The sequence below is a fragment of the Sphingomonas sp. PvP056 genome (genome assembly GCF_040549155.1).
In the GTDB taxonomy this organism is placed as follows: domain Bacteria; phylum Pseudomonadota; class Alphaproteobacteria; order Sphingomonadales; family Sphingomonadaceae; genus Sphingomonas.
On record NZ_JBEPST010000004.1, the window covers coordinates 273,235 to 297,772 of the forward strand.

Genomic DNA, 24,538 nt, shown 5'->3' on the forward strand with positions numbered 1-24,538 from the left:
GTGAAATTGGGTGCGCTGACCGGTGGAAACGAAAGCGCGACGGTAAGCGGCTTCGCGATCGACCACCGCAAGGTCGCTCCGGGAACGGTGTTCGGAGCGTTTCAGGGCGCGGCCGTCAACGGTGAGGACTATATCGCAGCGGCGGTGGCGGGAGGCGCGATCGCGGTCGTGGCGCGACCCGAGGCGGTGGTGGACGGCGCGGTGCACATCGCCGATGCCAATCCGCGGCGTGCCTTTGCGCAGCTTGCCGCGCGCTATTTCGCGCCGTTCCCGGGCGTCGCGGTGGCGGTGACGGGGACCAACGGGAAGACTTCGACGGTCGAGATGGTCCGGCAATTGTGGCGTATGGCGGGGTTCCACGCGGCATCGATCGGGACGCTGGGCGTGACCACGGGGGACGACCGAGTCTCGACCGGGCTGACGACGCCCGATGTGGTGACGTTCCTGTCGAACGTCGCCGGGCTGGCTCGCGAGGGCGTGACGCATGTGGCGTTCGAGGCATCCAGCCACGGATTGACGCAATATCGCACCGAGGGTCTGGCGGTTCGGGCGGCGGCGTTCACCAATCTCAGCCGCGATCACCTCGATTATCACGGGACGATGGACGCTTATCTCGAGGCGAAGCTGCGGCTGTTCTCCGAGGTGCTGGCGGATGACGGTACGGCGGTGCTGTGGGCGGATGATCCGGCGAGCGCGAAGGTCGCGAAGGTTGCACAGGCGCGCGGCGTTGCGGTGGCGATGGTGGGAGCGGCGGGGGAGCGGCTCAGGCTGGTCAAGCGGGTGCCGAGCCTGCTCGGGCAGGTGCTGACGATCGAGGCGGATGGCGCGACCTATACGATCAACCTGCCGCTGATCGGCGCATATCAGGCGGCGAATGCGCTGACCGCGGCGGGGCTGGTGATCGCGACGGGCGGCGACGTGGCGGCGACACTGGCGAATATTACGCGGTTACAACCGGTTAGAGGGCGTCTGGAACGTGCGGTGATCGCCGCCAGCGGCGCGCCGGTCTATGTCGATTACGCCCATACGCCCGATGCGCTGGAAGCGGCGATCGCTGCGCTCAAGCCCCATGCGGGCGGGCGGCTGATCGTCGTGATCGGCGCTGGCGGCGACCGCGACCAGGGCAAGCGCGCCGAAATGGGGCGCGTCGCGATCGAACAGGCCGACCAAGTCATTGTTACCGATGACAATCCCCGCAGTGAGGACCCCGCCGCGATCCGCGCGATGGTGCTGGAAGGCGCGCCGGGCGCGACCGAGATCGGGTCGCGGCGAGATGCGATTCGCGCGGCGATCGCGGCGGCGGGACCGCAGGATATCGTTCTGACTGCAGGCAAAGGTCACGAACAGGGGCAGATCGTGGGCGATCTGGTGCTGCCGTTCGACGACGTCAGCGTCGCGCGCGAGATGGCACAGGAGCTGAGCGCATGAGCGCGCCGCTGTGGACCGCGGCGGAGATCGCCGCCGCGACGGGCGGTATCGCCTCGACCGACTTCGCCGCGACCGGCGTCACTTTTGACTCGCGCGAGGTCGGCAAGGGCGATCTTTTTGTCGCGATGAAGGGCGCATTCAGCGACGGTTTCAGCTTTCTCGACACCGTTTTTACGCAAGGTGCCGCCGGTTCGGTCGTGTCCGAGCCCACAAAATACCCGCATGTGCTCGTCCCCGACACGACGCTTGCGCTCGACGCGCTCGCGCGTGCGGCGCGCGCACGGACCTCGGCCAGGATCATCGGCGTCACCGGATCGGTCGGCAAGACCGGGACCAAGGAAGCGCTGTTCGCAGCACTCGATCGCGGTGCGCCCGATGCCGCGCATCGTTCGGTCAAGAGCTACAACAACCATACCGGCGTGCCCTTGAGCCTTGCGCGGATGCCCGCCGCGACGCGTTTCGGTGTGTTCGAGATGGGGATGAACCATGCGGGCGAACTCGCGCAACTGACGCAGCTCGTCCGCCCGCACGTCGCGATTGTCACGACGATCGCCCCCGCGCACACCGAATTCTTCCCCAATGAGGAAGCGATCGCGGACGCCAAGGGCGAGATCTTCGCGGGGCTCGAACCCGGCGGGGTGGCGATCGTGCCGTATGACAGCCGCCACCGCGACCGGCTGATCGCCGCGGCCAGGCCCCATGCCGCGCGGATCGTGACCTTCGGGCTCGACAAGGCGGCGGACGTCCGCGCGGTGGAGACGATGCGTACCGCGCGCGGTACGTTCGTGACCGCGAAGGTCGGCACGCGCGAGCTGAGCTTCACGATGGGGCAGGCGGGGATGCACTGGGTGTCGAACGGGCTGGCGGTGCTCGCTGCGGTCGATGCGGTCGGCGGTGACCTTGCACTGGCGGGCCTGGCGCTGGCGGAGATGGGCGGGCTCGCCGGACGCGGTGCGCGCTTCACCGTAGCCGCTCCGGGTGGGAGCGCGCTGGTGATCGACGAAAGCTATAACGCCAATCCGGCATCGATGCGTGCGACGCTTGCGGTGCTCGCCGCCGAAAAGGGTGTGCGGCGGATCGTCATGCTCGGCGAAATGCGCGAGCTGGGTGACGACAGCGATTCCTATCACGCGGCGCTCGCCGAGCCGATCCTTGCGGCGGGGGTCGAAGCGGGCATTCTTGTCGGTGAACGCATCACCCCGCTGGCGAACGCGCTTGAGGGGAAGGGCGATTTCGTCCATGTCGCGGACGCTGCCGCGGCGCGGGCTGCCCTGTCTGCGATGCTGGGGGCGGGGGACGCGGTGCTCATCAAGGGATCGAACGGCGTAGGGTTGGCGGCGGTTGTCGCAAGCCTGCGGGGCGGGACACAGTAATGCTCTATTTCATCGCCGAATATCTGGGATTCCCGGGGGGGCTCAATCTCTTCCGCTATCTGTCGTTCCGCACCGGCGGGGCGGTGGCGACGTCGCTGTTCCTCGGGCTGCTGATCGGCCCGCGGTTCATCGGCTGGCTGCGCGTGCGGCAGGGCAAGGGCCAGCCGATTCGGCTCGATGGCCCGCAATCGCATCTGTCCAAGCGCGGCACGCCGACGATGGGCGGGCTGATGATCCTGACCAGCCTGGTCGTCTCCAGCCTGTTGTGGATGGACCTGTCCAACCCGTTCGTCTGGGCGTGCACCTTCGTGACGCTCGGGTTTGGCGCGATCGGGTTTCTCGACGACTATGACAAGGTGCGCAAGGCGAGCACCGCGGGCGTCTCGAGCAAGCTGCGGCTGATCGGCGAGTTTGCGATCGCGCTGGTTGCGAGCGCGATCATCGTTCACCAGAACGGGACGCATCTGTATCTGCCGTTCTACACCGGGCCGGTAATCCAGCTCGGGTGGTTCTACGTCGTGTTCGCGGCGTTCACGATCGTCGCGTTCGGCAATGCGGTGAACCTGACCGACGGACTGGACGGGCTCGCCACGATGCCGGTGATCATCGCGAGCGTCGCGTTCATGCTGATCGTGTACCTAGCGGGCAACCTCAAGTTCGCGACCTATCTCGGGATTCCGCATGTGCCGCATGCGGGCGATCTGGCGATCTTCTGTGGCGGGATCGTGGGGGCGGGGCTCGCCTTCCTGTGGTTCAATGCGCCGCCGGCCGCGGTGTTCATGGGCGACACCGGGAGCCTTGCGCTCGGTGGTGCGCTCGGGGCGATTTCGGTCGTCGCGCATCACGAAATCGTGCTGGGGATCATCGGCGGGCTGTTCGTGGTCGAGGCGGTGAGCGTCATCGTCCAGGTGTTCTGGTACAAGCGCACCGGGCGCCGCGTGTTCAAGATGGCGCCGATCCACCACCATTTCGAGCAGCTCGGGTGGAGCGAGCCGACCGTCGTGATCCGGTTCTGGATAATTGCGCTGGTGCTGGCGCTGGCGGGTCTTTCGACGTTGAAGTTGCGGTGAAGCGCGCAGGTCTTCTTTCTGAAGCCCCTCCCCTTCAGGGGAGGGGTTGGGGTGGGGCTGTACCATGCGCCGGTCTCGGTGAGACACGCCCCACCCCCAACCCCTCCCCTGAAGGGGAGGGGCTTTTCTTTATGGTGGCGCTGCTGTGATTGTTTCGCCGACTTGGGCTGGGAAGCGGTTTGCCGTGCTGGGGCTTGCGCGGTCGGGCGTGGCGAGTGTGCGTGTGCTGGTGGCGGGCGGGGCAGCGGTGGTCGCGTGGGATTCGGATGCGGCGAAGCGGGCGGCTCTTTCTTCTCAAGCCCCTCCCCTTCAGGGGAGGGGTTGGGGTGGGGCTGTACCAGGCGCTGGTCTCGGTGAGACACGCCCCACCCCCAACCCCTCCCCTGAAGGGGAGGGGCTTTTCTTTATGGTGGCTTTCTCGTGATCGTTTCCTCTCTCTGGGCTGGCAAGCGTTACGCCGTGCTGGGGCTCGCGCGCTCGGGCGTGGCGAGTGTGCGGGCGCTGGTTGCGGGCGGGGCGGCGGTTGTTGCGTGGGATTCGGATGCGGCGAAGCGGGCGGCTCTTTCTTCTCAAGCCCCTCCCCTTCAGGGGAGGGGTTGGGGTGGGGCTGTACCGGGCGCTGGTCTCGGTGAGACCTCCCCCACCCCCAACCCCTCCCCTAAAGGGGAGGGGCTTTTAGGCTTCGACGATCCGGAGACGTTCGACCTTACGGGCTTCGACGGCCTCGTCGTATCCCCGGGTGTCCCCCTCAATCGCCATCCTGTGGCGGAGAAAGCACGCGCCGCGAACGTCCCCATTCTCGGCGACATCGAACTGTTCGCCCAGGCGCGCCCCGCGCTGCCGCGCCACAAGGTCGTCGGCATCACCGGGACCAACGGCAAGTCGACCACCACCGCGCTCATCCACCACATCCTGCAAACCGCAGGCATCCCCAGCCTAATGGGCGGCAACATCGGCCTGCCGATCCTCGAACAGCCACCGCTCCCCGAAGGCGGCGTCTATGTGCTCGAACTGTCGAGCTACCAGATCGACCTAACGCAGAGCCTCGATTGCGACGTCGCGGTGTTGCTCAACATCACCCCCGATCATCTCGATCGCTATGACGGGTTCGACGCCTACGCCGCGTCCAAGGCCCGCCTGTTCGCGATGCAGTCGCCCGAGCATGCCGCGATCATCGGGATCGGCGACACGCCCTCGGCGCTGATCGCGCGCAGCCTGTCCGCGCGGGGCGAGCATCTCACCAAAATCGCGCCCGGCGTGTGCATGGACCAGTCGCGCTGGCCGTCGCTGCAAGGGCCGCACAACGCGCAGAACGCGCTCGCCGCGATCGCGGTCGCGCAGGCGCTGGGGGTCAGCGAAGCGGCGATCGACGCGGGGCTGCAGAGCTTCACGGGGCTGGCGCACCGGATGGAGCGCGTGCGGGTCCGGGATGGCGTCGCCTATGTCAACGACAGCAAGGCGACCAACCCGGAGTCCACCGCGCCCGCGCTGGCGGCGTTCGGGCGGATCCACTGGATCCTGGGCGGCGAGGCCAAGTCGGATGATCTCGACGCCTGCGCACCGCAGTTCGGCCATGTCGCCTGCGCCTATACGATCGGTGCGGCGGGACCGCGCTTCGCTGCGATTCTCGCGGGCAAGGTGCCGGTCGAGCAATGTGGCAATCTCGCCACCGCAGTCGCCGCGGCAGCGCGCAGTGCCGCGCCGGGAGACACGGTGTTGCTGTCGCCCGCCTGCGCGTCGTTTGATCAATTCCGCGATTTCGAAGATCGCGGCACGCAATTCCGGACTTTGGTCGAGGCGCTCCAGTGAACGACATGAGCAATAGCCCGCCAAAATTGTGGAAGAGCATGAAGGGTCGCGGCGGACGCGGCGACCGGTCGCCGCTCGGCACGTGGTTCTGGGATATCGACCGGATGCTGCTGCTGCTGACGCTGCTGCTGATCGCAGTCGGGCTGGTCGCGGTCGGGGCGGCGTCGCCCGCCGCGGCGACGCGCTATTCGGACGGCAAGCACGTCGTTCCGCCGCTCTTCTATCTATGGTGGCAGCTCGCCTGGGTCGGCGTGTCGCTGCCCGTCCTGCTGGGGGTGTCGATGCTGCCCGTGCCCGTTGCGCGCCGGATGGCGCTGATCGGTACGGTCGCGTGCCTTGTGCTGTTGATGCTGGTCCCGGTGTTCGGGGTGCAGAAGAACGGCGCGACACGCTGGCTCAACCTTGGCGTGTCGTTGCTCCAGCCGTCCGAATTCCTCAAACCGTTCTTCATCGTGACGGCGGCGTGGGTGCTGTCGATGCGCGCGAAGGACGATGCGTTGCCGGTGGTGACGATCACCGCGGGGATGACCGCGCTCGTCTCGGTGCTGCTGATGCTGCAGCCCGATTTCGGGCAGACGGTGGTGTTCTGCGCGGTGTGGATGGCGTTGCTGCTGATCTCGGGCACCTCGCCCAAGATCATCGCGGGCTTCGTCGCGGCGGTCCCGGCGGGGCTGGTCGCGGCGTACATGTTCTACGGGACGGCGCGCGCGCGGATCAACGCGTTCATCTTCCCCGACCATGACGGTCCGGGCGCGGCCGACCATTATCAGACCAACGCCGCGCACGACACGATCACGGCGGGCGGCTGGCGCGGGACCGGGCCGGGCGGCGGCGCGATGAAGTTCCGGTTGCCCGAGGGGCATACCGATTACATCTTCTCGGTGATCGGCGAGGAATTCGGGCTGATCGCGTGCATGATCATCGCGATGCTGTTCCTCGCGATCGTTGTGCGCGTGTTCGTCAAACTGCTCGACGAGCAGGACGAATTTCGCCTGTTCGCGGCGGCGGGGCTGGCGACGCAGTTCGGCATCCAGGCGCTGATCTCGATGGCGGTCAACACCGGGATCGCGCCGAGCAAGGGCATGACACTGCCATTTATCTCGTACGGCGGATCGTCGCTGATCGCCTTGTCGATCGGAATGGGGTTGCTGCTGGCGTTTACCCGACGCAATCCGTTCGTCTTGCGATCCAAATATATCGCGCGATGGAGCGGCGAATGAGCGTGGCGAAACACTTCGTACTGGCAGCGGGCGGGACCGGCGGGCACATGGTGCCGGCCGCGGCGCTCGCGGCCGAACTGATGCGGCGCGGGCATTATGTCGCCCTCGTCAGCGACGAGCGCGGCGTGCGCTTTCCCGGGCTGTTCGAGGGGATCCAGACGCATATCCTCCCCGCGGGGCGGCTGGGCGGCGGGCCGGTCGGCTATCTCAAGGCGACGTCCGCGATGCTGAAAGGCCGCGCGATGGCGATCCAGTTGTACAAGAGCTTCCGCCCCGATGCGGTGATCGGCTTCGGGGGCTATCCGGCGCTGCCGGCGCTGCTGGGGGCGTTCAACCAGAAGATCCCGACCGCGGTGCACGAGCAGAATGCGGTGCTGGGCCGGGTCAACCGGCTGGTCGCGCGCAAGGTCAATGCGATCGCGACATCCTATGCCGAGGTCGAGCGCCTGGGCGGGAAGCTGCGCGACAAGACGTATCTGGTCGGCAATCCGGTGCGCGATGCGGTGATCGCGCTTCGCGCCAAGCCGTATCCGCTACTCGAGGAAGACGGGATCTTCCGCGTGCTCGTGACCGGCGGCAGCCAGGGCGCGAGCGTGCTCAGCCGGGTGGTGCCCGACGGGCTGTCGCTGCTGCCGCTGGCGTTCCGGCGACGGTTGCAGGTGACGCATCAGGCGCGGATCGAGGATATCGAGGCGTGCCGCGCCAAATATGCCGAGTTGTCGATCGCGGCGGAACTGGCGACCTATCTGCCCGACTTGCCCGAGCAACTGGCGTGGGCGCATGTCGTGATCGCGCGCGCGGGTGCATCGACGCTGGCGGAACTGACGTGCGCGGGGCGTCCCGCGATTCTCGTGCCGCTGCCGTCTGCGACCGATGACCACCAGACCGTCAACGCGCGCGAGATGACGCTCGCGGGCGGCGCACGGACGATCCAGCAGAGCAGTTTCACCCCGGTCGAACTCGCCAAGCAGATGCAGAAGCTCGGGCTCGATCCCGCGGCGCTCCAGAATGCCGCGGCGCGCGCGCGCGGCTGTGGTCGTCCGGAAGCGGCGAGCGATCTCGCGGATCTGGTCGAGAGCCTCGGCAATACGCGCGGCGACATGCCGATCGGCGCGCCGCAGCGCCGCAACCCCAATCAGAAGGCAGCATTCGCATGAGGGGTGTCGCAACCGACATCGGCACGATCCATTTCGTCGGCATCGGCGGGATCGGCATGTCGGGCATCGCCGAGGTGATGAAGAACCTCGGCTACAGCGTGCAGGGGTCGGACGTGGCCGAGGGCTATGTCATCGAGGGTCTGCGCGCCAAGGGCATCCCGGTCCTGATCGGGCATCACGCCGACAATCTCGGCGATGCGGCGGTGATCGTGACGTCGACCGCGATCAAGCGCGGCAACCCCGAGGTCGAGGCCGCGCTCGAGCGGCGTATCCCGGTGGTGCGGCGTGCTGAGATGCTCGCCGAGCTGATGCGGCTCAAATCGACCGTCGCGGTCGCGGGAACGCACGGCAAGACGACGACGACCAGCATGGTCGCGGCGCTGCTCGATGCGGGCGGGGTCGATCCGACCGTGATCAACGGCGGGATCATCAATTCCTACGGATCGAACGCACGCCTCGGTGCGAGCGACTGGATGGTGGTCGAGGCGGACGAGAGCGACGGGAGTTTCCTGCGGCTCGACGGGACGATCGCGGTCGTCACCAACATCGATCCCGAGCATCTCGACCATTACGGCAGCTTCGACCAGGCGAAGAACGCCTATGTCGAGTTCATCGAAAACGTGCCCTTCTACGGCGCGGCATTGCTGTGCCTCGATCATCCCGAAGTGCAGAACATCATCCCGCGCGTTCGTGACCGGCGCGTCGTGACCTATGGCTTCGCGGCGCAGGCCGACGTGCGCGGGGTCAATGTGACGCCGGTGCCGGGCGGTAACCGCTTCGAAGTCATCATCCGCCACCGTGACGGGACCAGCCGCTCGATCGAAGGGATCGACCTGCCGATGGCCGGGCGGCACAACGTCCAGAACGCGCTCGCCGCGATCGGCGTCGCGCTCGAACTGGGGATCGACGATGCGACGATCCAGCAGGGGTTCAAGCAGTTCGGCGGGGTCAAGCGGCGCTTCACCAACGTCGGCGAAGTCGCGGTGCCGGGCGGGGTGGTCACGATCATCGACGATTACGGGCATCATCCGGTCGAGATCCGCGCGGTGCTCGCCGCGGCGCGCGAAGGCGTGCGCAACCGCGTGATCGCGGTCGTCCAGCCGCATCGCTATTCACGGCTCGGTGATCTGATGGAGGAGTTCCAGGGCGCGTTCAACGACGCCGACATGGTGCTGGTGACGCCGGTCTATGCCGCGGGCGAGCAGCCGGTCGAGGGTGTCGATGCGGACGCGTTGGTCGACGGGATCAAGCGCCGCGGGCATCGCTCTGCGGCCACCATCGCGGATGCGGGTGCGCTGGCGCAGACGCTCGCGGGCGTGGTGCAGGCGGGCGACATGGTCGTCTGTCTTGGCGCTGGCGACATCACCAAATGGGCGGCGGGGCTGGCGGCTGGCATCGAGGCGGCGCGATGAGCGCGATGCCGCCTTCCGGTGGCGCGCGGGCTGCGCGCGATCTGCCCAAAACAGAAGGCCGATTGACCGAGAACGCGCCGCTTGCGCCACTGGTGTGGTTCAAATCGGGTGGCAGCGCGCAGTGGCTGTTCGAGCCGAAGGACACGGCCGACCTCAGTGCCTTCCTCGCCGCGCTCGATCCTGCGGTGCCGGTGTTGCCGCTCGGGCTAGGGTCGAACCTGATCGTGCGCGACGGCGGCGTGCCCGGCGTGGTGATCCGGTTGGGCAAGCCGTTCGCCAAAGTGTCCGCGATCGACGCGACGACGCTGGTGTGCGGCGGCGGGGCGAGCGGGATCCTGGTATCGTCGTCGGCGCGCGATGCCGGAATCGGGGGCGTCGAGTTTCTGCGCTCGATCCCCGGCACGGTCGGCGGGTTCGTGCGGATGAACGGCGGCGCATACGGGCGTGAGACCAAGGATGTGCTGGTCGAGTGCGAGATCGTGCTCCGCACCGGCGAACGCCGCGTGTTGCCGGTCGCGGCGGTCGGGTACAGCTATCGCCATTCGGATCTGCCCGAAGGCTGTATCGTGGTGAGTGCGACCTTCCGCGGGCATCCCGAGGAACCGTCGGTGATCCAGGCGGAGATGGACCGCATCGCCGCCGAGCGCGAGGCATCGCAGCCGCTGCGGTCGCGCACCGGCGGGTCGACGTTCAAGAACCCGGACGGGCACAAGGCCTGGGCGTTGATCGACGCGGCCGGATGTCGCGGACTGACGCGCGGCGATGCGCAGGTGAGCGAAAAGCACTGCAACTTCCTGCTCAACCTCGGGGCCGCGACCAGCGCCGAGATCGAGGCGCTGGGGGAAGAGGTGCGGGATCGCGTGATGGCGCAATCGGGAGTGGAATTGACGTGGGAAATTCAGCGGGTCGGGGTGGTAGCGTGAACGTGTCGTGGCAGTTCCTCCCCGGAACGGGGAATGGTGGAGGGGGTGCGCCGCGCGCGCTTCGCTTGTTGCCCGCCCCCTCCACCATTTTGCCGGAAGGGGCAAAATGGTCCCCCTCCCCGTGCCGGGGAGGATTGGCATGACTCTTCATGTCGCGGTCCTGATGGGCGGACCCTCTGCCGAGCGTGAAGTTTCGCTGATGTCGGGGAGCGGTGTTGCCGATGCGCTGGAATCGCTTGGCCACCGCGTCACGCGGATTGACATGGGCAAGGACGTCGCCGCGCGGCTGACGGATGCCGCCCCGGACGTCGTGTTCAACGCGCTTCACGGCACGCCGGGGGAAGACGGCACCGTCCAGGGCATGCTCGACCTGATGGAGCTGACCTACACCCATAGCGGGCTGGCGACATCGGTGATCGCGATCGACAAGCAGTTGACCAAGCTGCTGCTCGTCCCCGGTGGCATTCCCATGCCGGGCGGGCGGATCGTCAAATCTGAATCGCTCTACGACGCCGATCCGTTGCCCCGGCCTTATGTGCTCAAGCCCGTCAACGAAGGCTCGTCGGTCGGCGTGGCGATTGTCACCGCTGAGGGGAATTACGGCAACCCGATCGCACGCGGCGTGGCGGGGCCGTGGACCGCGTTCGAGGAGCTGCTCGCCGAACCGTATATCCGCGGGCGCGAGCTGACGACCGCGGTGCTGGGCGACAGGGCGCTCGGCGTTACCGAGCTCAAGCCCAAAAATGGCTGGTACGATTTCGACGCGAAATACACCGACGGGCTGACCGAACACGTCTTCCCCGCCGACATTCCCGACGAGATCGCCGAGGCATGCAAGCGGATCGCGCTCGATGCGCACCGGTTGCTCGGTTGCAAGGGGACGTCGCGGTCGGACTTCCGCTGGGATGACGAACAGGGTGTCGACGGGCTGTTCCTGCTCGAGGTCAACACCCAGCCCGGGATGACCGCGCTGAGCCTCGTCCCCGAACAGGCGCGGCATTGCGGGATCGAGTATCCGCAACTCGTCCAGATCATCGTCGACGAGGCGATCAAGGACAAAGCGGCGAAGGCCAATTCCCCATGAGCGGAACGATCAAGCGCGGCACCGTCCGCCGCCCGGTCCAGCCCAAGCGCAAGCAGGCGGCCAAGCCGTCGGTGATCGATCGCGCGATCACCGCGCTGCCGATCAGCGACGCGACGCTGCACAAGATCGCGACCTGGACGATCACCGGGGTGGTCGGGGCAGGGCTGATCGCGCTCGCGTCCTTCTTCGGCATTCCTGCGGCGATCGGCACCGCGATCGGCGAGGGGATCGGCGATGCGGGATTCCGCGTCACCAACATCCAGATCACCGGCCTCAACCGGATGGACCACAACGTGATCTACAAGATCGCGGCGAACCAGCCGTCGATGGCGATGCCGCTCGTCAGTCTCGAGAAGATCCGCTCCGATCTCGTCTCGCACAGCGGCTGGATCGAGGACGTGCACGTATCCCGGCGGTTGCCCGATACGCTGCTGGTCAGCGTGATCGAGCGGCAGCCGAGTGCGATCTGGCAGAACAAGGGGCAGCTTGCGCTGATCGCGTCGAACGGGACGTGGCTCGAGCCGGTCAATCCCGAAGCGATGCCGGACCTGCCGCTGGTGGTCGGCCCGCATGCGAACGAGCAGGAACCGGCATATCGCGCGCTGCTCGACGTCGCGCCTGCGCTCAAGGGACAAGTCAAGGCGGCAACCTGGGTCGGCAACCGTCGCTGGACGCTGACATTCGAAACCGGCGAGACGCTCGCCTTGCCCGAAGGCGACATTGCGGCGGGCAAGGCGTTGATCAAGTTCGCACAACTGGACGGTGTGCGCCCGTTGCTGGGCAAGGGGTGGCTCGGTTTCGACATGCGTGACCCGACGCGGCTGGTGGCGCGCAAACCAGGCGTGACGACCAACAAGGCGATCACCGATCCGGGTGGTGCGCCGTCGACGGCGAGTACGCCGGGGGCGACGACGGCGACACCGGCGGGGACCACACCGGCGACCGTGACGCCGACGGCTTCGCCCACGGCGACACCGCGCACGGTGCCGCGGCTCACCGCGGTAAAAAGAATCACTAAGGATTCACAGGTTTAAACGATTGCGGTAAGTGTTGGCGGGAACAGGGGTAAGGGCATGGCTAAAACCGCACCGGAAGGGTTGATCACCGCACTCGACATCGGATCGTCGAAGGTGTCGGCGATGATCGCGCAGAAAGGCGATGGCGGGGAGCTGATCGTGCTCGGCACCGGCCAGCGCGAGAGCAAGGGCGTCAAGCGCGGCTATATCGCCGACGCCGCCGCGACCGAAGTCGCGGTGCGCGAAGCGGTCGAGCAGGCGGAGCGGATCGCCGGGCTCAACATCGAGAATGTCTGGGTCAGCTTCTCGGCGGGTGGCCTTGTGTCCGACGTCGCGTCGATCGAATTCGAGCTGGGCGGGCACCGGGTCGAACAGACCGATATCGACGCGTTGTTGCAGGCCGGACGGGAATCGATCGATCCCGCCGGGCGGATGGTGCTTCACGCGCAGCCAGCACTCTATACGCTCGACGGGTTGACCGGCGTGAAGCGCCCGCTCGGGCTCCATGCCGACCGGCTCGGGGTCCATATCCACGTCGTTGCCGCGGATGGATCGCCGGTGCGCAACCTCGGTCTGTGCGTCGCCAATGCGCATCTTGAAGTGAAGTCGATCATCGCCTCGCCGGTCGCGACGGGCATGGCGTGCCTGAGCGACGAAGAGCGCGAGCTTGGGGTCGCTTTGGTCGAGCTGGGGGCGGGGATCACCAACGTCTCGCTGTTCGCGGGCGGGATGCTCGTCGGGCTTATGTCGATCCCGATCGGCGCGCAGGACATTACCGACGATATCGCGTCGGCGTTCGGCACGCGTCGCGCGCAGGCGGAGCGGATGAAGTGTGTCCACGGGTCGGCCAACGCTTCCCCGCGCGACAATCACGAGATGATCGACGTCGCCCCGATCTCGGCCGAGGAAGACGCGAGCGACGGCACGCGCATCACCAAGGCGCAGCTGATCTCGGTGATCCGCCAGCGGCTCGACCATCTCATCGGAGAAGTGTCCAAGGCGTTGAAAGACCTCAAGTTCGAGGGACCGGTCGGGCGTCAGGTCGTGCTGACCGGCGGGGGCGCGGAGCTGAAGGGCATCGCGGATTACGCACAGGCGGCGCTCGGCCGTTCGGTGCGGATCGGGCGTCCGCGCGGGCTGACCGGTCTGCCCGAGGCGCATGCGACTCCTGCGTTCACGACTCTGGCAGGGCTGGCCTTTTATGCCGCCGCCGACCCGATCGACCTGCGCGCGCTGTCGAGCAAGCAGCAGCTTGTGCACCGTCCGAAGGGTTTTGCGGTATTTCGTCGCCTGATGGCGGCGGCTCGTGCGAATTATTAGGTTATTACGACCGGATTGGGCGGTTCGCGCTGGAACGACTGGCACCGATGGTGCAGAACCGCCGCTGAAGTAAATTGAGTGCGTCGGGCCTTTGGCGCCCGTTGGAGACTGGGACATGAGCATCGAATTTCTGCCGCCCGAAGTCGACGAGCTGACCCCGCGGATCGCGGTGATCGGCGTCGGCGGCGCAGGCGGCAACGCCATCGCGAACATGATGCGCGCGGACGTGCAGGGCGTTGAATTCCTTGTCGCCAATACCGATTCGCAGGCGCTGAAGCAGTCTGCGGCAAGCCACAAGATCCAGCTCGGCGTGAAGATCACGCAGGGGCTGGGTGCTGGCTCGCGTCCCGAGATCGGGCGTGCGGCGGCCGAGGAGACGATCGACCAGGTTACCAAGATGCTCGAAGGCTCGCACATGTGCTTCATCGCCGCGGGCATGGGCGGCGGCACCGGGACCGGTGCGGCCCCCGTCATCGCCAAGGCGGCGCGTGACATGGGGATCCTTACGGTCGGCGTCGTGACCAAGCCGTTCGCGTTCGAGGGCACGCGTCGCGCGAAGAGCGCCGAAGCGGGCATCGAGGAACTGCAGAAGTATGTCGACACGCTGATCGTCATTCCGAACCAGAATTTGTTCCTGGTGGCGAACGCGAACACGACCTTCAAGGAAGCGTTCCAGATGGCGGACGAAGTCCTTCAGCAGGGCGTCCGCGGGATCACCGACCTGATGGTCATGCCCGGCCTCATCAACCTCGATTTCGCCGACGTCCGTTCGGTGATGCAGGAGATGGGCAAGGCGATGATGGGCACCGGCGAGGCCGATGGCGACAATCGCGCGATCGAGGCGGCGTCGAAGGCGATCGCCAACCCGCTGCTCGACGGCGTCAGCATGAAGGGCGCCAAGGGCGTCATCGTGTCGATCACCGGCGGCGACGACATGCGCCTGCTCGAAGTCGACGAAGCCGCGAACCACATTCGCGAACTGGTCGACGACGATGCGAACATCATCTGGGGCTCGGCATTCAATCCCGATCTCGAGGGCAAGATCCGCGTCTCGGTGGTCGCCACCGGTATAGAGGCTGAGGCACGCCCGCCCGAGGCAGCGGCTCCCGCATCGCGCGCGTTCAGCTTTACGAGCAAGAAGGGCGACGAGCCCACCACGGCAGCACCGGCTCCGGCCCCCGCACCGGCCCCTGCGCCGACCGCAGCTCCTGCGCCTGCACCCGCTGCGGCGACGGCGGCACCTGCGCCGGCACCGGCACCCGCCGCGGCGGATGAGCTCGTACTCGGCAGCGACGCGGTCGTTCCGCCCGCACCGCGCGTGTACGGCGACGTCGATGTGCCCGCCCCGGCGAGCGACGATACCCCGGCCGAAGCACCGACGCGGCGTCGCTGGCTGTCGCCCGGCGCAGCTGTGTCCGAGGACGCACCCGTTCCGGCAGCGCCCGAGCCTGCGCCGAGCGCACCGCGCGTCAAGCTGGGTGGTACGCTGTTCGAGCGGATGTCGAGCGTTTCGCGCGGCGCCGCTCGCGAGGAAGAGCCTTCGACCGACAAGGACCCGCTCGATATTCCGCGCTTCCTGCATCGCCAGAACAACCAGTAACCCGGCCGACCGCCACGCCTCGTCGGGGGCGTGGCGGTTCGCTTCTCCCGACACGGCGGCAACACGCTGCGCCGTCCGCCGATATTCCGCTTCGTCTTGGCGCAAGCCGGTGCTGCCGTCATTGCCGGTTCAGCGGCGACGGGCTTTAGGATCGTCCATGCGCATCGTCCGCCTCGCCGCTTCCATCGTCGCCCTCGCCGCGACCGGTGCCGGAGCAGCCCACGCCCAATCTGCGCGCGCGCCGGTCTATCCGTCGCCCTATCCGCAGGCGTCCCCTCAGATGGTCCAGCCGGTCGGCGATGCCGACAGCCTGGCGAGCGAAATCCGCTTGCTGGCGGCGGACCCCAACAACGTCCAGGCGCTCGTCCGCGCGGGCGAACTTGCGCTCAAGCTGGAGGATCCGACCGCGGCGGCGGCGTTCTTCACGCGCGCGTCGCGGATCGATCCGCGGAACGCGCGGGTCAAGGCGGGCGAGGGCAGTCTGCTCGTCAGTGCGGAACGCCCGGGGGAAGCGCTGCGCCACTTCGCCGAGGCGGAGGCGCTTGGCGGCGACGTGCGCAGTTTCGCCGCGGATCGCGGCCTTGCCTACGATCTGATCGGCGAGCAGGATCGCGCGCAACGCGACTATCGCGTCGCCTTGCGCGCGGCCGAGGATGACGAGACGCGGCGGCGCTATGCGCTGTCGCTCGGCATATCGGGCAAGCGCGAGATTGCGCTCAAGGAAATCGAGCCGCTGCTGCGCAAGAGCGATCGCGGGGCGTGGCGGTCGCGGGCGTTCATCCTCGCGATGGGCGGGGACAAGGCGGGTGCGGAGCGCATCGCGACGACGATGATGCCGACCGGGATGGCGCAGGGGTTGCAGCCGTTCTTCGAGATTCTGCCATCCTTGCGCCCCGCCGACCGCGCGTTCGCAGTGCATTTCGGCGAAGTGCGCGCATCCCCTACGCGAATCGCCGATGCGCGGATGACGCCGCCACTTGCCGCATTGCGCGCCGACCCGACGGCACCGGTCGAGAGCGTGGCCACGCCGCGCCCGCCGGTGGTGACGGTTGCGGCGGCACCGACACGCAAGGAGCGACGCTCGCGCAAGGATCGCCCACGCGAGACGATCGTCGCGGCGACCACGCCGCCCGTCGTGCCGCTGCCGGCCCCTCCGGCCTATGTGCCGCGCCCGGTGACGATGGCGTCCGCCACGCCCTATCAGGGGCCGCGCTATGGCGGGCAGCCTCGGCCGGGGTCGAGCGCGACGCGCGCGGCGAACCTTGCCGCCGCGAATGCGATGCCGACTCCGGGTGCAACCGTGCCGTTCGCAGCGGGCACACCGGCGGGTTCGGTTGGTGGCCAGACTTCTTCGCAGTCGACAACCGCGCCTGCGCTCCCGTCGTCGGTTGCGCTTGGGTCGTCGACCGTGATGGCGCCTGGTCGTTCATCGACGCCGGCCTATTCGGCACCCGTCCAACAGACCCGCGCGCCGGTCGCCTCGGCAGGGGCGCGACTGACGCCGACGCAGCTCGCCAATGCCGCGTCCGCTGCGCCGTCACCGGTCAGGACTGGCACGACGGCGGTGGCACCTGTTTCGCCCGCTGTTGCGGCCCCTGTTGCACCGACGCCTTATGTCGATCGGCCTGCAGTGGTGGCCGCTGCACCATCATCTGCCAGTATCGGAACCGGGTACGTCGCGCCGGTTGCCAGTGCGCCCGCCGCAGCCGTCGCCACGCCGAGCCCGGTGCGGAGCGAGGATTCGATCCTTGCGTCGATCATCGCGGGGATCAACATCCCGGGTACCGAACTGGGGGTCGCGCCCGAACGCATGGCGGTCACGTCGCCACCGCCGATCCAGCGCGCCGTGCCGAGCCGTCCGCTGGAGGACAATGTCGCGGCGGGAGCTTCGCGTGCGGCGGTGGTCGCTCCCCCTGCGGAGCGCGTCGCCGTCGTGCGCAGTCAGCCCGAGAAGCCGGTCGCCCAACGCAAGCCCACTGCCAAGCCGGTGATCGAAGACGAGGCGGAGGATCGCCCGGTCTCTACGCGCAAGACGGCAGCCGACAAGAAGGCGCTCGCCGACAAGACGACGAAAGCGGGCAAGACCGCAGAGGCGGACAGCGGTGATGCCGCGGGCAAGACCGGCAAGCTGTCCAAGGTGGCGCAAAAGGCGGCCGACGCGAAGAAGCTTGCCGAGGCCAAGAAGGCCGAAGAGAAGCGCAAGAACGATCCCAAATTGCTCGAACCGCAGCGTTATTGGGTGCAGGTCGCAGGCGGTGCAAACGCGAATGACCTGTCCAAGCAATGGGACAAGCTCAAGACCAAGAACGGCAAGGCACTCGCCGGCAAGACGGGCTGGGTCACGCCGCAGCGTGCGACCAACCGCGTGCTGACGGGGCCGTTCAAGACCGACGACGAAGCGCAGGCGTTCGTCAACACGCTCGCCAAACAGGGTATCTCCGGATTCGTCTTCGCCAGCGATGCGGGTCAGAAAGTCACGAAATTGCCGGGTAAATGAGAAGTATCGCGCGCTGGGCGAGCCGCCCGGAGCATAGCCGCGGACGGCTGCACGACGAACGACCGGGGGCAGGTGACGCGACATCGGTGCGCGGCCCGCGCGACGCGTTTCAGCGCGACCGCGACCGGATCGTCCATTCGATCAGCTTCCGGCGGCTGCGGCACAAGACGCAGGTGTTCATGGCGCCCGACGGCGACCATTTTCGCGTACGCCTGACGCACAGCCTGGAAGTCGCGCAGATCGCGCGGACGATCGCGCGCGCGCTCGGGCTTAACGAGGATCTGACCGAGGCGCTGGCGCTGGCGCATGACATCGGACACCCCCCGTTCGGCCATGCCGGCGAGGATGCGCTGGAGCGTGCGCTCGCGGGGCAGGGCGGGTTCGATCACAATGGCAATACACTGCGCGCATTGATGCTGATCGACAGCCCGTATCCGCGCTGGGAAGGACTCAACCTGACGTGGGAAACGCTCGAGGGTCTCGCCAAGCATAACGGGCCGATCGCGCGACCGGGGTGGGCGCTGGCGGAATGCGATGCGGCGTTCCCGCTCGAGCTGACGCGCTGGTCGAGCCTCGAGGCGCAGGTCGCCGCGATCGCCGACGACATCGCCTATGACAATCACGACATCGACGACGGGTTGCGCGCCGGACTGCTGACGCTCGACCAGTTGCTTGCGGTGCCGGTGGTCGCGCGCGAGTGGGACGGGGTGCGCGCGCGTTTCCCCGACGTCGCGCCCGATCGTCTGGTCGGTGAACTGATCCGCACCCAGATCGGCACGATGGTCAACGACCTGATTGCCGAGACCGAGCGGCGGCTTGTCGGTGTCGGCGACGTCGCGGACGTTCGCGCGGCGGGGCGTTGCCTCGTCGGATTCTCGGACGCGATGCGCGACGACGAGCGGACGCTCAAGCGGTTCATGTACGCCAACCTCTACCACCATCCGCGCCAGCTCGAGGCGGCGCGGACGGCGGAAGGGATCGTCGCGGGGCTGTTCACGGCATATCGTGCGGACCCGCGCCTGATGCCGGGGGAATGGGCGGACCGGTTACCCGACGCCGAGCCGTGGCGGAGCCGCCACATTGCGGACTTCATCGCGGGAATGACCGATCGCTATGCGGTCTCACGCTATCGCGAAGCGGTCGGTCCGATCGACTTGCCGGACGGGTTCTAGGGCGCACCAAACCGGGGGGGCAGCGGTGCGCGCTAGCGCGCAGGCGAGATCGCTCGACACGAGCCGAAGCCCCTGCCGGGGGAGCGATCAACGCAGAGCGACGACCTTGTCATCCATTACTGCCGCCTTGGCGGGGACGAAGAAGGATACGGGCTTGCCGTTCGCGACACCGGCAACGCGCTTGCCGCGGACGACGAGGTGGAAGGTTTCGCCCGAATTGAGATTGCGACCATCGATGTCGACGTGATCGTCCTTGGCGACTTGCGTGTAGGTGAAGGTCTCGCCGTCGCGTGTGAATGTGCGCGCATCGCTCACGGTGTCGGCGAACGCGGGGGCAGCGGTGGCGACGATGACGGCTGCGGCAGTGACGATGGACTTGAGCATGACCGGTTCCTTTCAAACGAAAGCCTGATCAGCATCCCCTCCACGGGTTGGTGTGCTGTGCGGTTTATATTGCATTGCAGCATGTGCCCCAAGCGCAATCGACGCGAGGCCAGTTGCACGGAACGAACGCCGTGCTGTCGTGTCCGGCAAAGTCTTGCGACAAAGCCGGTCCAGAAGGTCCTGGTCGTTCGGGTATAGGGACAGCTTCTGTGACGAAAGTCAGCATCGCGATGAACCGGTTCGGGCTTGGCGCGCGCGGTGATCAGCCGCCGCCGGGGGACCCGGTCGACTGGTTGACGCGGCAGTTGAGCGGCTTCGACCCGCATCCCGACGTCATCGCCAATGCACCGACCAGCGCGACCGTGGCGGCCGGGCTCGCCGATTATTTCCGGCAGCAACGCGCGCTGCGCATGGCGCAGGGGGATCGAGCGTCCAATCCGCCCGCGACCGGCCAGAGTATACCGCCTTCGCCGATGCAGGCGCCGGGTGCGCCCGGCATGGCACCACCGACCAGCGAGAAGCCGGGGCGCGACGATGCGATGAAACAGGCGCGCCAATTCGCGCAGCGGACCAGTCGCGCGGACTATGCCGGCGCGGTCGCCGCCCGGGCGACCAATGCGCTCGTCACCGATACGCCGTTCGTCGAGCGGCTGGTGCATTTCTGGGCGAACCATTTTGCGGTGTCGGCGGACAAGCTGGAACTGATCGGTCTGGCAGGCACGCTCGAGTTCGAGGCGATCCGGCCGCATGTGCTCGGCACGTTCCGCGACATGCTGGTCGCGGTCGAGCAGCATCCTGCAATGCTGTTGTATCTCGATCAGGCGGTATCGGTCGGCCCCAATTCGCCGCGCGGTTTGCGGATCGCGGCGCGCGGCAACCGCAAGGTCGGGCTGAACGAGAACCTCGCGCGCGAGATCCTCGAGCTGCATACGCTGGGCGTACGGACCGGCTATACGCAGGCCGACGTCACTGAGTTTGCGCGTGCGATGACCGGCTGGACCGTCGCGGGGATCGGGCGCGGGCCGGGGGCGGGGGCTGCGGGGACCGATGGATTGCCGGGCGACTTCGTTTTCGCGGCCCCGATCCACGAACCCGGCGACCGCTTGATCATGGGTAAGCGCTATCCCGCGGGCGGGGTCGAGCAGGCGCACGCGGTGTTGCAGGACGTGGCGATCGCGCCCGCCACCGCGACTCACGTGATGACCAAGCTCGCGCGGCACTTCGCGGGCGACACGCCGCCGCCCGCGCTGGTCGCGCGGTTGCAGGCCGCGTTCCTTTCGTCGGGCGGGGATTTGCCAACGGTCTATCGCGCGCTGATCGCGTCGCCCGAAGTGTGGGTCGAGCGGCCGCTCAAGTTCAAGACGCCGTGGGAGTGGACGATCTCGTCGATGCGCGCGCTCAACGTCAAGACGGCCGACCCGCAGGCGATGGTCGGGCTGCTCAACCAGCTTGGGCAACCGACGTGGAAGCCGGGCCAGCCGATCGGCTATGACGATATTGCCGCGAGCTGGGCGGGGCCTGATGCGGTGCTGCGGCGGGTCGAGGCAGCGGAGCGGTTCGCATCGCGCGCGGCGTCTGTCGATGCGCGGGCGCTCGCGCCGAAAATCATGCCGGGGGCGGTCAGCCCCGCGACCCAGACCGCGCTCGCCAATTGCGAGAGCCCGGCGCAGGCGCTTGCATTGCTGCTCGTCGCGCCCGAATTCCTGCGGAGGTAATCGCCATGTACGATCGTCGTTCGATTCTCGGCGCGGGTGTCGCCGGTGCCGTGTTTGCCGCGCTCAGCCCGCGCATGGCGTTCGCCAAGGCGGAGACCGATAAGCGCTTCGTCTTCATCATCCAGCGCGGCGCGGCGGACGGCCTGGGGATCGTCGCGCCGGTCGGCGATCCGGCCTTTGCGGGGGCGCGGGGTGATCTGGCGCTCGATTTCGCGAGCGCGCGGAAGCTCGATTCGATGTTCGCGCTGCATCCCGCGATGGCGAGCGTGAAGGCGTTGTACGGCCAGAAGCAGGCGTTGTTCGCGCATGCGGTCGCCTCGCCGTATCGCGACCGGTCGCATTTCGACGGGCAGAACGTGCTCGAAAGCGGCGGGACGGGGGCGTATCAGCTCAAGGACGGCTGGATGAACCGGCTGCTCGGTGTGCTGCCGCCGACGCAGGCGAAGGCGATCGCGGTGTCGGCGACGGTGCCGCTCGCGTTGCGCGGGGCGCACGACGTGTCTTCCTATGCGCCGTCGAGCTTGCCCCAGGCTTCGGACGATCTGATGCAGCGCGTCTCGATGCTGTACGAAGGGGACAGCCAGCTTCACGCCTTGTGGAGCGAGGCGATGGGGACGCGGGCGTTGACCGGCGATCTGGCGGCGGGGGGCGGGGCGAATGCCGCGGCGACCGGCGCGCTGGCTGCGCGGCTGATGGCGCCCGCGAATGGCGCGCGGATCGCGATGATCGAGACCGGCGGCTGGGATACGCATACCGGACAACGTGGCCGGCTAGGCGCGCAGTTGAAGGGGCTGGATGCGATGATCGGCGCGCTTCAGGCCGGGCTGGGGCCGTTGTGGAACGATACGATGGTGCTGGTCGCAACCGAGTTCGGGCGGACCGTCGCGGTCAACGGGACCGGTGGGACCGACCACGGGACCGGAAGTTCGGCGATGTTGCTGGGCGGCGCGGTGCGGGGCGGGCGGGTGCTGGCGGACTGGCCGGGGCTGGCGCAGGCGGCGTTGTTCGAGGGGCGCGATTTGCGGCCGACGTTGCAGCTCGATGCGTTCATTGGTGGTGCGGTTGCGGGGCATTTCGGGGTGGAACCGGCGAAGGCGATGGCGGCGCTGTTTCCGTCGTCGAGGGGGACGGCGGCGGTGGCGGGGTTGGTGTAGCGGCCCGTTGTTTGAGTAACGCTTTCCCGGCGCAGGCCGGGGCCCAGTAGCGGGGACCGAGGTAGCTGGTGACAGCGCTTCGTTACCTCGACCTTCGCTACTGGGCCCCGGCCTTCGCCGGGGAAGTGTCGTTAGGGTAGGTTTACTGCGCCACCACCGGCAGCAACACCGCGCTCGCGCCGACGCTGCCGTGCTGGATCGTCACGGTCGCCTTCTTGTAATCGCCGGGCTTCGCCAGGAAGATGTTGGGGACGAAGGTCTGGGGGTTGCGGTCATAGACCGGGAACAGCGACGACTGGACCTGCACCATGATCTTGTGCCCCGGCAGGAATTCGTGGTTCACCGCGGGCAGACGGAAGCGATATTCCTGCGTCTTGTTCGCCGGGATCGCGGTCGGCTTGGCGAAGCTTTCACGATACCGCCCACGGAAGATGTCGAGGCTGATCGCAAGCTGGTAACCGCCCATCTTGGGGTTGCTCGCGACCTCGTCGGGATAGACGTCGATCAGCTTGACCACGACATCGCCGTCGGTCCCCGTCGTCTTGGCGAAGATGTCCGCCCATGGCACGCCCGAGACCTTGACCGTCTTGGTCAGCACCGGGGTCGAATAGCTCATCACGTCAGTGCGGCCGTCGACCGAACGCTGGTCGGATACCAGCCACTCGCCCCAGCGGCCGTCCTCGAAATTGATCGGCCGCGGGAGATAGGGGACGGGGTTGGCGGGATCGGAAACATAGCTGTCCCCGCCGTTCGCCGCGCGTTCAAAACCCAGTCCCTTGTCGGCCTGGAGATAGAGCGGAGTCAGCGCGGTGTCGCAGCCCTTGTCGCACGACAGCGGCCATTTCGGGAAATTGTCCCAGTGGTTTGCACCGGTGTTGTAGATCGCCGCGGCGGGGAGCGTGACCGCCGGGCCATCCTTCAAATACTGGTTGAAGAAGGGCAGCACCATGTCTTCGCGATATTGCTGCGCGGTGTCGCCGTTCCACTGCAGCGGCCCGAGCGAGCGGCCTTCGCGGTTGACCTGGCTGTGCCGCCACGGGCCCATCACCAGATAGTTGTTCGACTGGTGCCCCGCCTTGACCAGTGCCTCATAGGCGCGGATGCCGCCCCACATGTCCTCGTGATCCCACAGGCCCTGTTCCCACAGCGTCGGAACGTTCGATGGGGTCGCGGCGAGCAGCGTGTCGAGCGCCTGGCTCGACCAGAAGCTGTCATAGGCCGGATGCTGGACCATGCGGTTCCAATAGGGGAGCTGGTCGTAGCCCGACTTCTTCGCCCAATCGCCCGCCGAGATCGTGCGGAAATTGTCGTAATCGTCATAGCCACCCGACGGCGGGGACTTGCCAGCGCCCTTGTAGCCGGTCTGCGATCCGAGCCAGCCGATGTTGGGGAGACGGAACGCGCCGTAATGGAACCAGTCGTCGCCCATCCAGCCGTCGACCATCGGACTCTGGGGTGCGGCCACCTTGAGGGCGGGGTGCGGGTGGAGCAGCGCCATCGCGACGGTGAAACCTTCGTAGGATGAGCCGATCATCCCGACGCGGCCATTCGACTGCGGCAGGTTCGCCTTGTTCACCAGCCAGTCGATCGTGTCGTACGCGTCGGTGGTGTGATCGACCTTGGTCTGGTTGAGCGGGCCGATCACCGGGCGCGTGACGACGTAATCGCCCTCCGAGCCGTATTTGCCGCGGATGTCCTGATAGACGCGGATGTAGCCGCCTTTGACGAACATCTCGTCGGCGAGCGGCAGCGTCGACAGCTCGCTTGTGCTGTCGGTGCGGTTGGCGCGGCCCTTGGCGTTGTATGGCGTGCGCGTCAGCACGATCGGTGCGTTGGTCAGGCCCTTGGCGTAGACGATCACGGTGTAGAGCTTCGTCCCGTCGCGCATCGGGATCATCGCCTCGCGCTTGACATAGTCGCGGCCGGTTTCGGGCGGGGTGAAGCTCTTGGGGATGTCGCCGCCGGTGGGCGCCGCCGCCTGCTCCTGTGCCAGCGCTGGGGTGAGCGCGATCAACGCCGCAGTAGCGGCGAGCAGGAGCGACTTGGCGTGCATGGGCAACCTTTCGACACAAAGTGTATGCCGCGGGTGGTACACATGGTGTTCCAGGCAAAGCAACCGCTGATGTACCATCTCAATCCTCCGGAACGGGGAAGGGGGACCGCTCGGCATCTTCAGCCGTGGGGTGGAGGGGGGCGTGTCACGG

18 protein-coding genes are annotated in these 24,538 nt (G+C 67.4%); 16 read left to right on the top strand and 2 right to left on the bottom strand.

The window, feature by feature from the left end:
• From ABIC17_RS11875 to ABIC17_RS11945, 14 genes are all read left to right on the top strand, one after another.
• Entirely contained in the window at positions 1–1,428 is a 1,428-nt protein-coding gene (locus ABIC17_RS11875) for a UDP-N-acetylmuramoyl-L-alanyl-D-glutamate--2,6-diaminopimelate ligase (RefSeq protein WP_354282022.1), read from the top strand.
• Entirely contained in the window at positions 1,425–2,801 is a 1,377-nt protein-coding gene (locus tag ABIC17_RS11880) for a UDP-N-acetylmuramoyl-tripeptide--D-alanyl-D-alanine ligase (RefSeq protein WP_354282023.1), read from the top strand. The genes ABIC17_RS11875 and ABIC17_RS11880 overlap by 4 nt, the downstream gene beginning before the upstream one ends.
• Entirely contained in the window at positions 2,801–3,871 is a 1,071-nt protein-coding gene (gene mraY, locus ABIC17_RS11885; protein ID WP_354282024.1) for a phospho-N-acetylmuramoyl-pentapeptide-transferase, read from the top strand. Before ABIC17_RS11880 ends, mraY begins: the two co-directional genes overlap by 1 nt.
• A 420-nt stretch (positions 3,872–4,291) precedes the next feature.
• Complete coding sequence (gene murD, locus ABIC17_RS11895; RefSeq protein ID WP_354282025.1) at positions 4,292–5,680, top strand: UDP-N-acetylmuramoyl-L-alanine--D-glutamate ligase; 1,389 nt, start codon at positions 4,292–4,294, stop codon at positions 5,678–5,680.
• 5 nt (positions 5,681–5,685) lie between these two features.
• Positions 5,686–6,900, top strand: coding sequence for an FtsW/RodA/SpoVE family cell cycle protein (locus ABIC17_RS11900; protein ID WP_354282026.1), 1,215 nt, complete (start codon positions 5,686–5,688; stop codon positions 6,898–6,900).
• Entirely contained in the window at positions 6,897–8,057 is a 1,161-nt protein-coding gene (gene murG / locus ABIC17_RS11905; protein ID WP_354282027.1) for an undecaprenyldiphospho-muramoylpentapeptide beta-N-acetylglucosaminyltransferase, read from the top strand. Before ABIC17_RS11900 ends, murG begins: the two co-directional genes overlap by 4 nt.
• Positions 8,054–9,469 carry a UDP-N-acetylmuramate--L-alanine ligase gene (gene murC / locus ABIC17_RS11910; RefSeq protein ID WP_354282028.1) on the top strand — a complete coding sequence of 472 codons (1,416 nt, stop codon included), beginning with the start codon at positions 8,054–8,056 and terminating at the stop codon, positions 9,467–9,469. Before murG ends, murC begins: the two co-directional genes overlap by 4 nt.
• Before the next feature lie 5 nt (positions 9,470–9,474).
• Complete coding sequence (gene murB / locus ABIC17_RS11915) at positions 9,475–10,392, top strand: UDP-N-acetylmuramate dehydrogenase (protein ID WP_354282329.1); 918 nt, start codon at positions 9,475–9,477, stop codon at positions 10,390–10,392.
• Between the two features lie 139 nt (positions 10,393–10,531).
• Positions 10,532–11,476, top strand: a complete 945-nt coding sequence (locus tag ABIC17_RS11920; protein WP_354282029.1) for a D-alanine--D-alanine ligase — start codon at positions 10,532–10,534, stop codon at positions 11,474–11,476.
• Positions 11,473–12,510, top strand: a complete 1,038-nt coding sequence (locus ABIC17_RS11925) for a cell division protein FtsQ/DivIB (protein WP_354282030.1) — start codon at positions 11,473–11,475, stop codon at positions 12,508–12,510. The genes ABIC17_RS11920 and ABIC17_RS11925 overlap by 4 nt, the downstream gene beginning before the upstream one ends.
• 39 nt (positions 12,511–12,549) lie before the next feature.
• Positions 12,550–13,812 (top strand): cell division protein FtsA, encoded by a 1,263-nt coding sequence (ftsA, locus tag ABIC17_RS11930; RefSeq protein ID WP_354282031.1) that lies wholly within the window; start codon positions 12,550–12,552, stop codon positions 13,810–13,812.
• A 115-nt stretch (positions 13,813–13,927) separates the two neighbouring features.
• Entirely contained in the window at positions 13,928–15,412 is a 1,485-nt protein-coding gene (gene ftsZ, locus ABIC17_RS11935; protein ID WP_354282032.1) for a cell division protein FtsZ, read from the top strand.
• A gap of 157 nt (positions 15,413–15,569) precedes the next feature.
• A complete protein-coding gene (locus ABIC17_RS11940; RefSeq protein WP_354282033.1) occupies positions 15,570–17,909 on the top strand; it encodes an SPOR domain-containing protein in 2,340 nt (779 codons plus the stop codon).
• Positions 17,906–19,081 (top strand): deoxyguanosinetriphosphate triphosphohydrolase, encoded by a 1,176-nt coding sequence (locus ABIC17_RS11945; protein ID WP_354282034.1) that lies wholly within the window; start codon positions 17,906–17,908, stop codon positions 19,079–19,081. The genes ABIC17_RS11940 and ABIC17_RS11945 overlap by 4 nt, the downstream gene beginning before the upstream one ends.
• 87 nt (positions 19,082–19,168) lie before the next feature.
• Here the strand turns inward: ABIC17_RS11945 and ABIC17_RS11950 are convergent, their stop codons facing one another.
• Complete coding sequence (locus ABIC17_RS11950; RefSeq protein WP_354282035.1) at positions 19,169–19,465, bottom strand: hypothetical protein; 297 nt, start codon at positions 19,463–19,465, stop codon at positions 19,169–19,171.
• 209 nt (positions 19,466–19,674) lie between these two features.
• Between ABIC17_RS11950 and ABIC17_RS11955 the strand changes: the two genes are divergently transcribed.
• Both ABIC17_RS11955 and ABIC17_RS11960 read left to right on the top strand, forming a co-directional pair.
• Positions 19,675–21,180 (top strand): DUF1800 domain-containing protein, encoded by a 1,506-nt coding sequence (locus ABIC17_RS11955; RefSeq protein ID WP_354282036.1) that lies wholly within the window; start codon positions 19,675–19,677, stop codon positions 21,178–21,180.
• A 5-nt stretch (positions 21,181–21,185) separates the two neighbouring features.
• Positions 21,186–22,334: a DUF1501 domain-containing protein gene (locus ABIC17_RS11960; protein WP_354282037.1), complete on the top strand. Its 1,149-nt coding sequence runs from the start codon at positions 21,186–21,188 to the stop codon at positions 22,332–22,334.
• A gap of 142 nt (positions 22,335–22,476) precedes the next feature.
• Here ABIC17_RS11960 and ABIC17_RS11965 read toward each other — a convergent pair whose 3' ends face one another.
• Positions 22,477–24,387, bottom strand: coding sequence for a CocE/NonD family hydrolase (locus tag ABIC17_RS11965; RefSeq protein ID WP_354282038.1), 1,911 nt, complete (start codon positions 24,385–24,387; stop codon positions 22,477–22,479).
• Positions 24,388–24,538 lie beyond the last annotated feature (151 nt).

What these genes read in the sequence shown, in the direction of transcription:
- ABIC17_RS11880 (WP_354282023.1), top strand. Translation starts at nt 1,425, where the DNA reads ATGAGCGCGCCGCTGTGGACCGCGGCGGAGATCGCCGCCGCGACGGGC.
- mraY (WP_354282024.1), top strand. Translation starts at nt 2,801, where the DNA reads ATGCTCTATTTCATCGCCGAATATCTGGGATTCCCGGGGGGGCTCAAT.
- ABIC17_RS11900 (WP_354282026.1), top strand. Translation starts at nt 5,686, where the DNA reads ATGAGCAATAGCCCGCCAAAATTGTGGAAGAGCATGAAGGGTCGCGGC.
- murG (WP_354282027.1), top strand. Translation starts at nt 6,897, where the DNA reads ATGAGCGTGGCGAAACACTTCGTACTGGCAGCGGGCGGGACCGGCGGG.
- murC (WP_354282028.1), top strand. Translation starts at nt 8,054, where the DNA reads ATGAGGGGTGTCGCAACCGACATCGGCACGATCCATTTCGTCGGCATC.
- murB (WP_354282329.1), top strand. Translation starts at nt 9,475, where the DNA reads ATGCCGCCTTCCGGTGGCGCGCGGGCTGCGCGCGATCTGCCCAAAACA.
- ABIC17_RS11920 (WP_354282029.1), top strand. Translation starts at nt 10,532, where the DNA reads ATGACTCTTCATGTCGCGGTCCTGATGGGCGGACCCTCTGCCGAGCGT.
- ABIC17_RS11925 (WP_354282030.1), top strand. Translation starts at nt 11,473, where the DNA reads ATGAGCGGAACGATCAAGCGCGGCACCGTCCGCCGCCCGGTCCAGCCC.
- ftsA (WP_354282031.1), top strand. Translation starts at nt 12,550, where the DNA reads ATGGCTAAAACCGCACCGGAAGGGTTGATCACCGCACTCGACATCGGA.
- ftsZ (WP_354282032.1), top strand. Translation starts at nt 13,928, where the DNA reads ATGAGCATCGAATTTCTGCCGCCCGAAGTCGACGAGCTGACCCCGCGG.
- ABIC17_RS11940 (WP_354282033.1), top strand. Translation starts at nt 15,570, where the DNA reads ATGCGCATCGTCCGCCTCGCCGCTTCCATCGTCGCCCTCGCCGCGACC.
- ABIC17_RS11945 (WP_354282034.1), top strand. Translation starts at nt 17,906, where the DNA reads ATGAGAAGTATCGCGCGCTGGGCGAGCCGCCCGGAGCATAGCCGCGGA.
- ABIC17_RS11950 (WP_354282035.1), bottom strand. Translation starts at nt 19,465, where the DNA reads ATGCTCAAGTCCATCGTCACTGCCGCAGCCGTCATCGTCGCCACCGCT.
- ABIC17_RS11960 (WP_354282037.1), top strand. Translation starts at nt 21,186, where the DNA reads ATGTACGATCGTCGTTCGATTCTCGGCGCGGGTGTCGCCGGTGCCGTG.
- ABIC17_RS11965 (WP_354282038.1), bottom strand. Translation starts at nt 24,387, where the DNA reads ATGCACGCCAAGTCGCTCCTGCTCGCCGCTACTGCGGCGTTGATCGCG.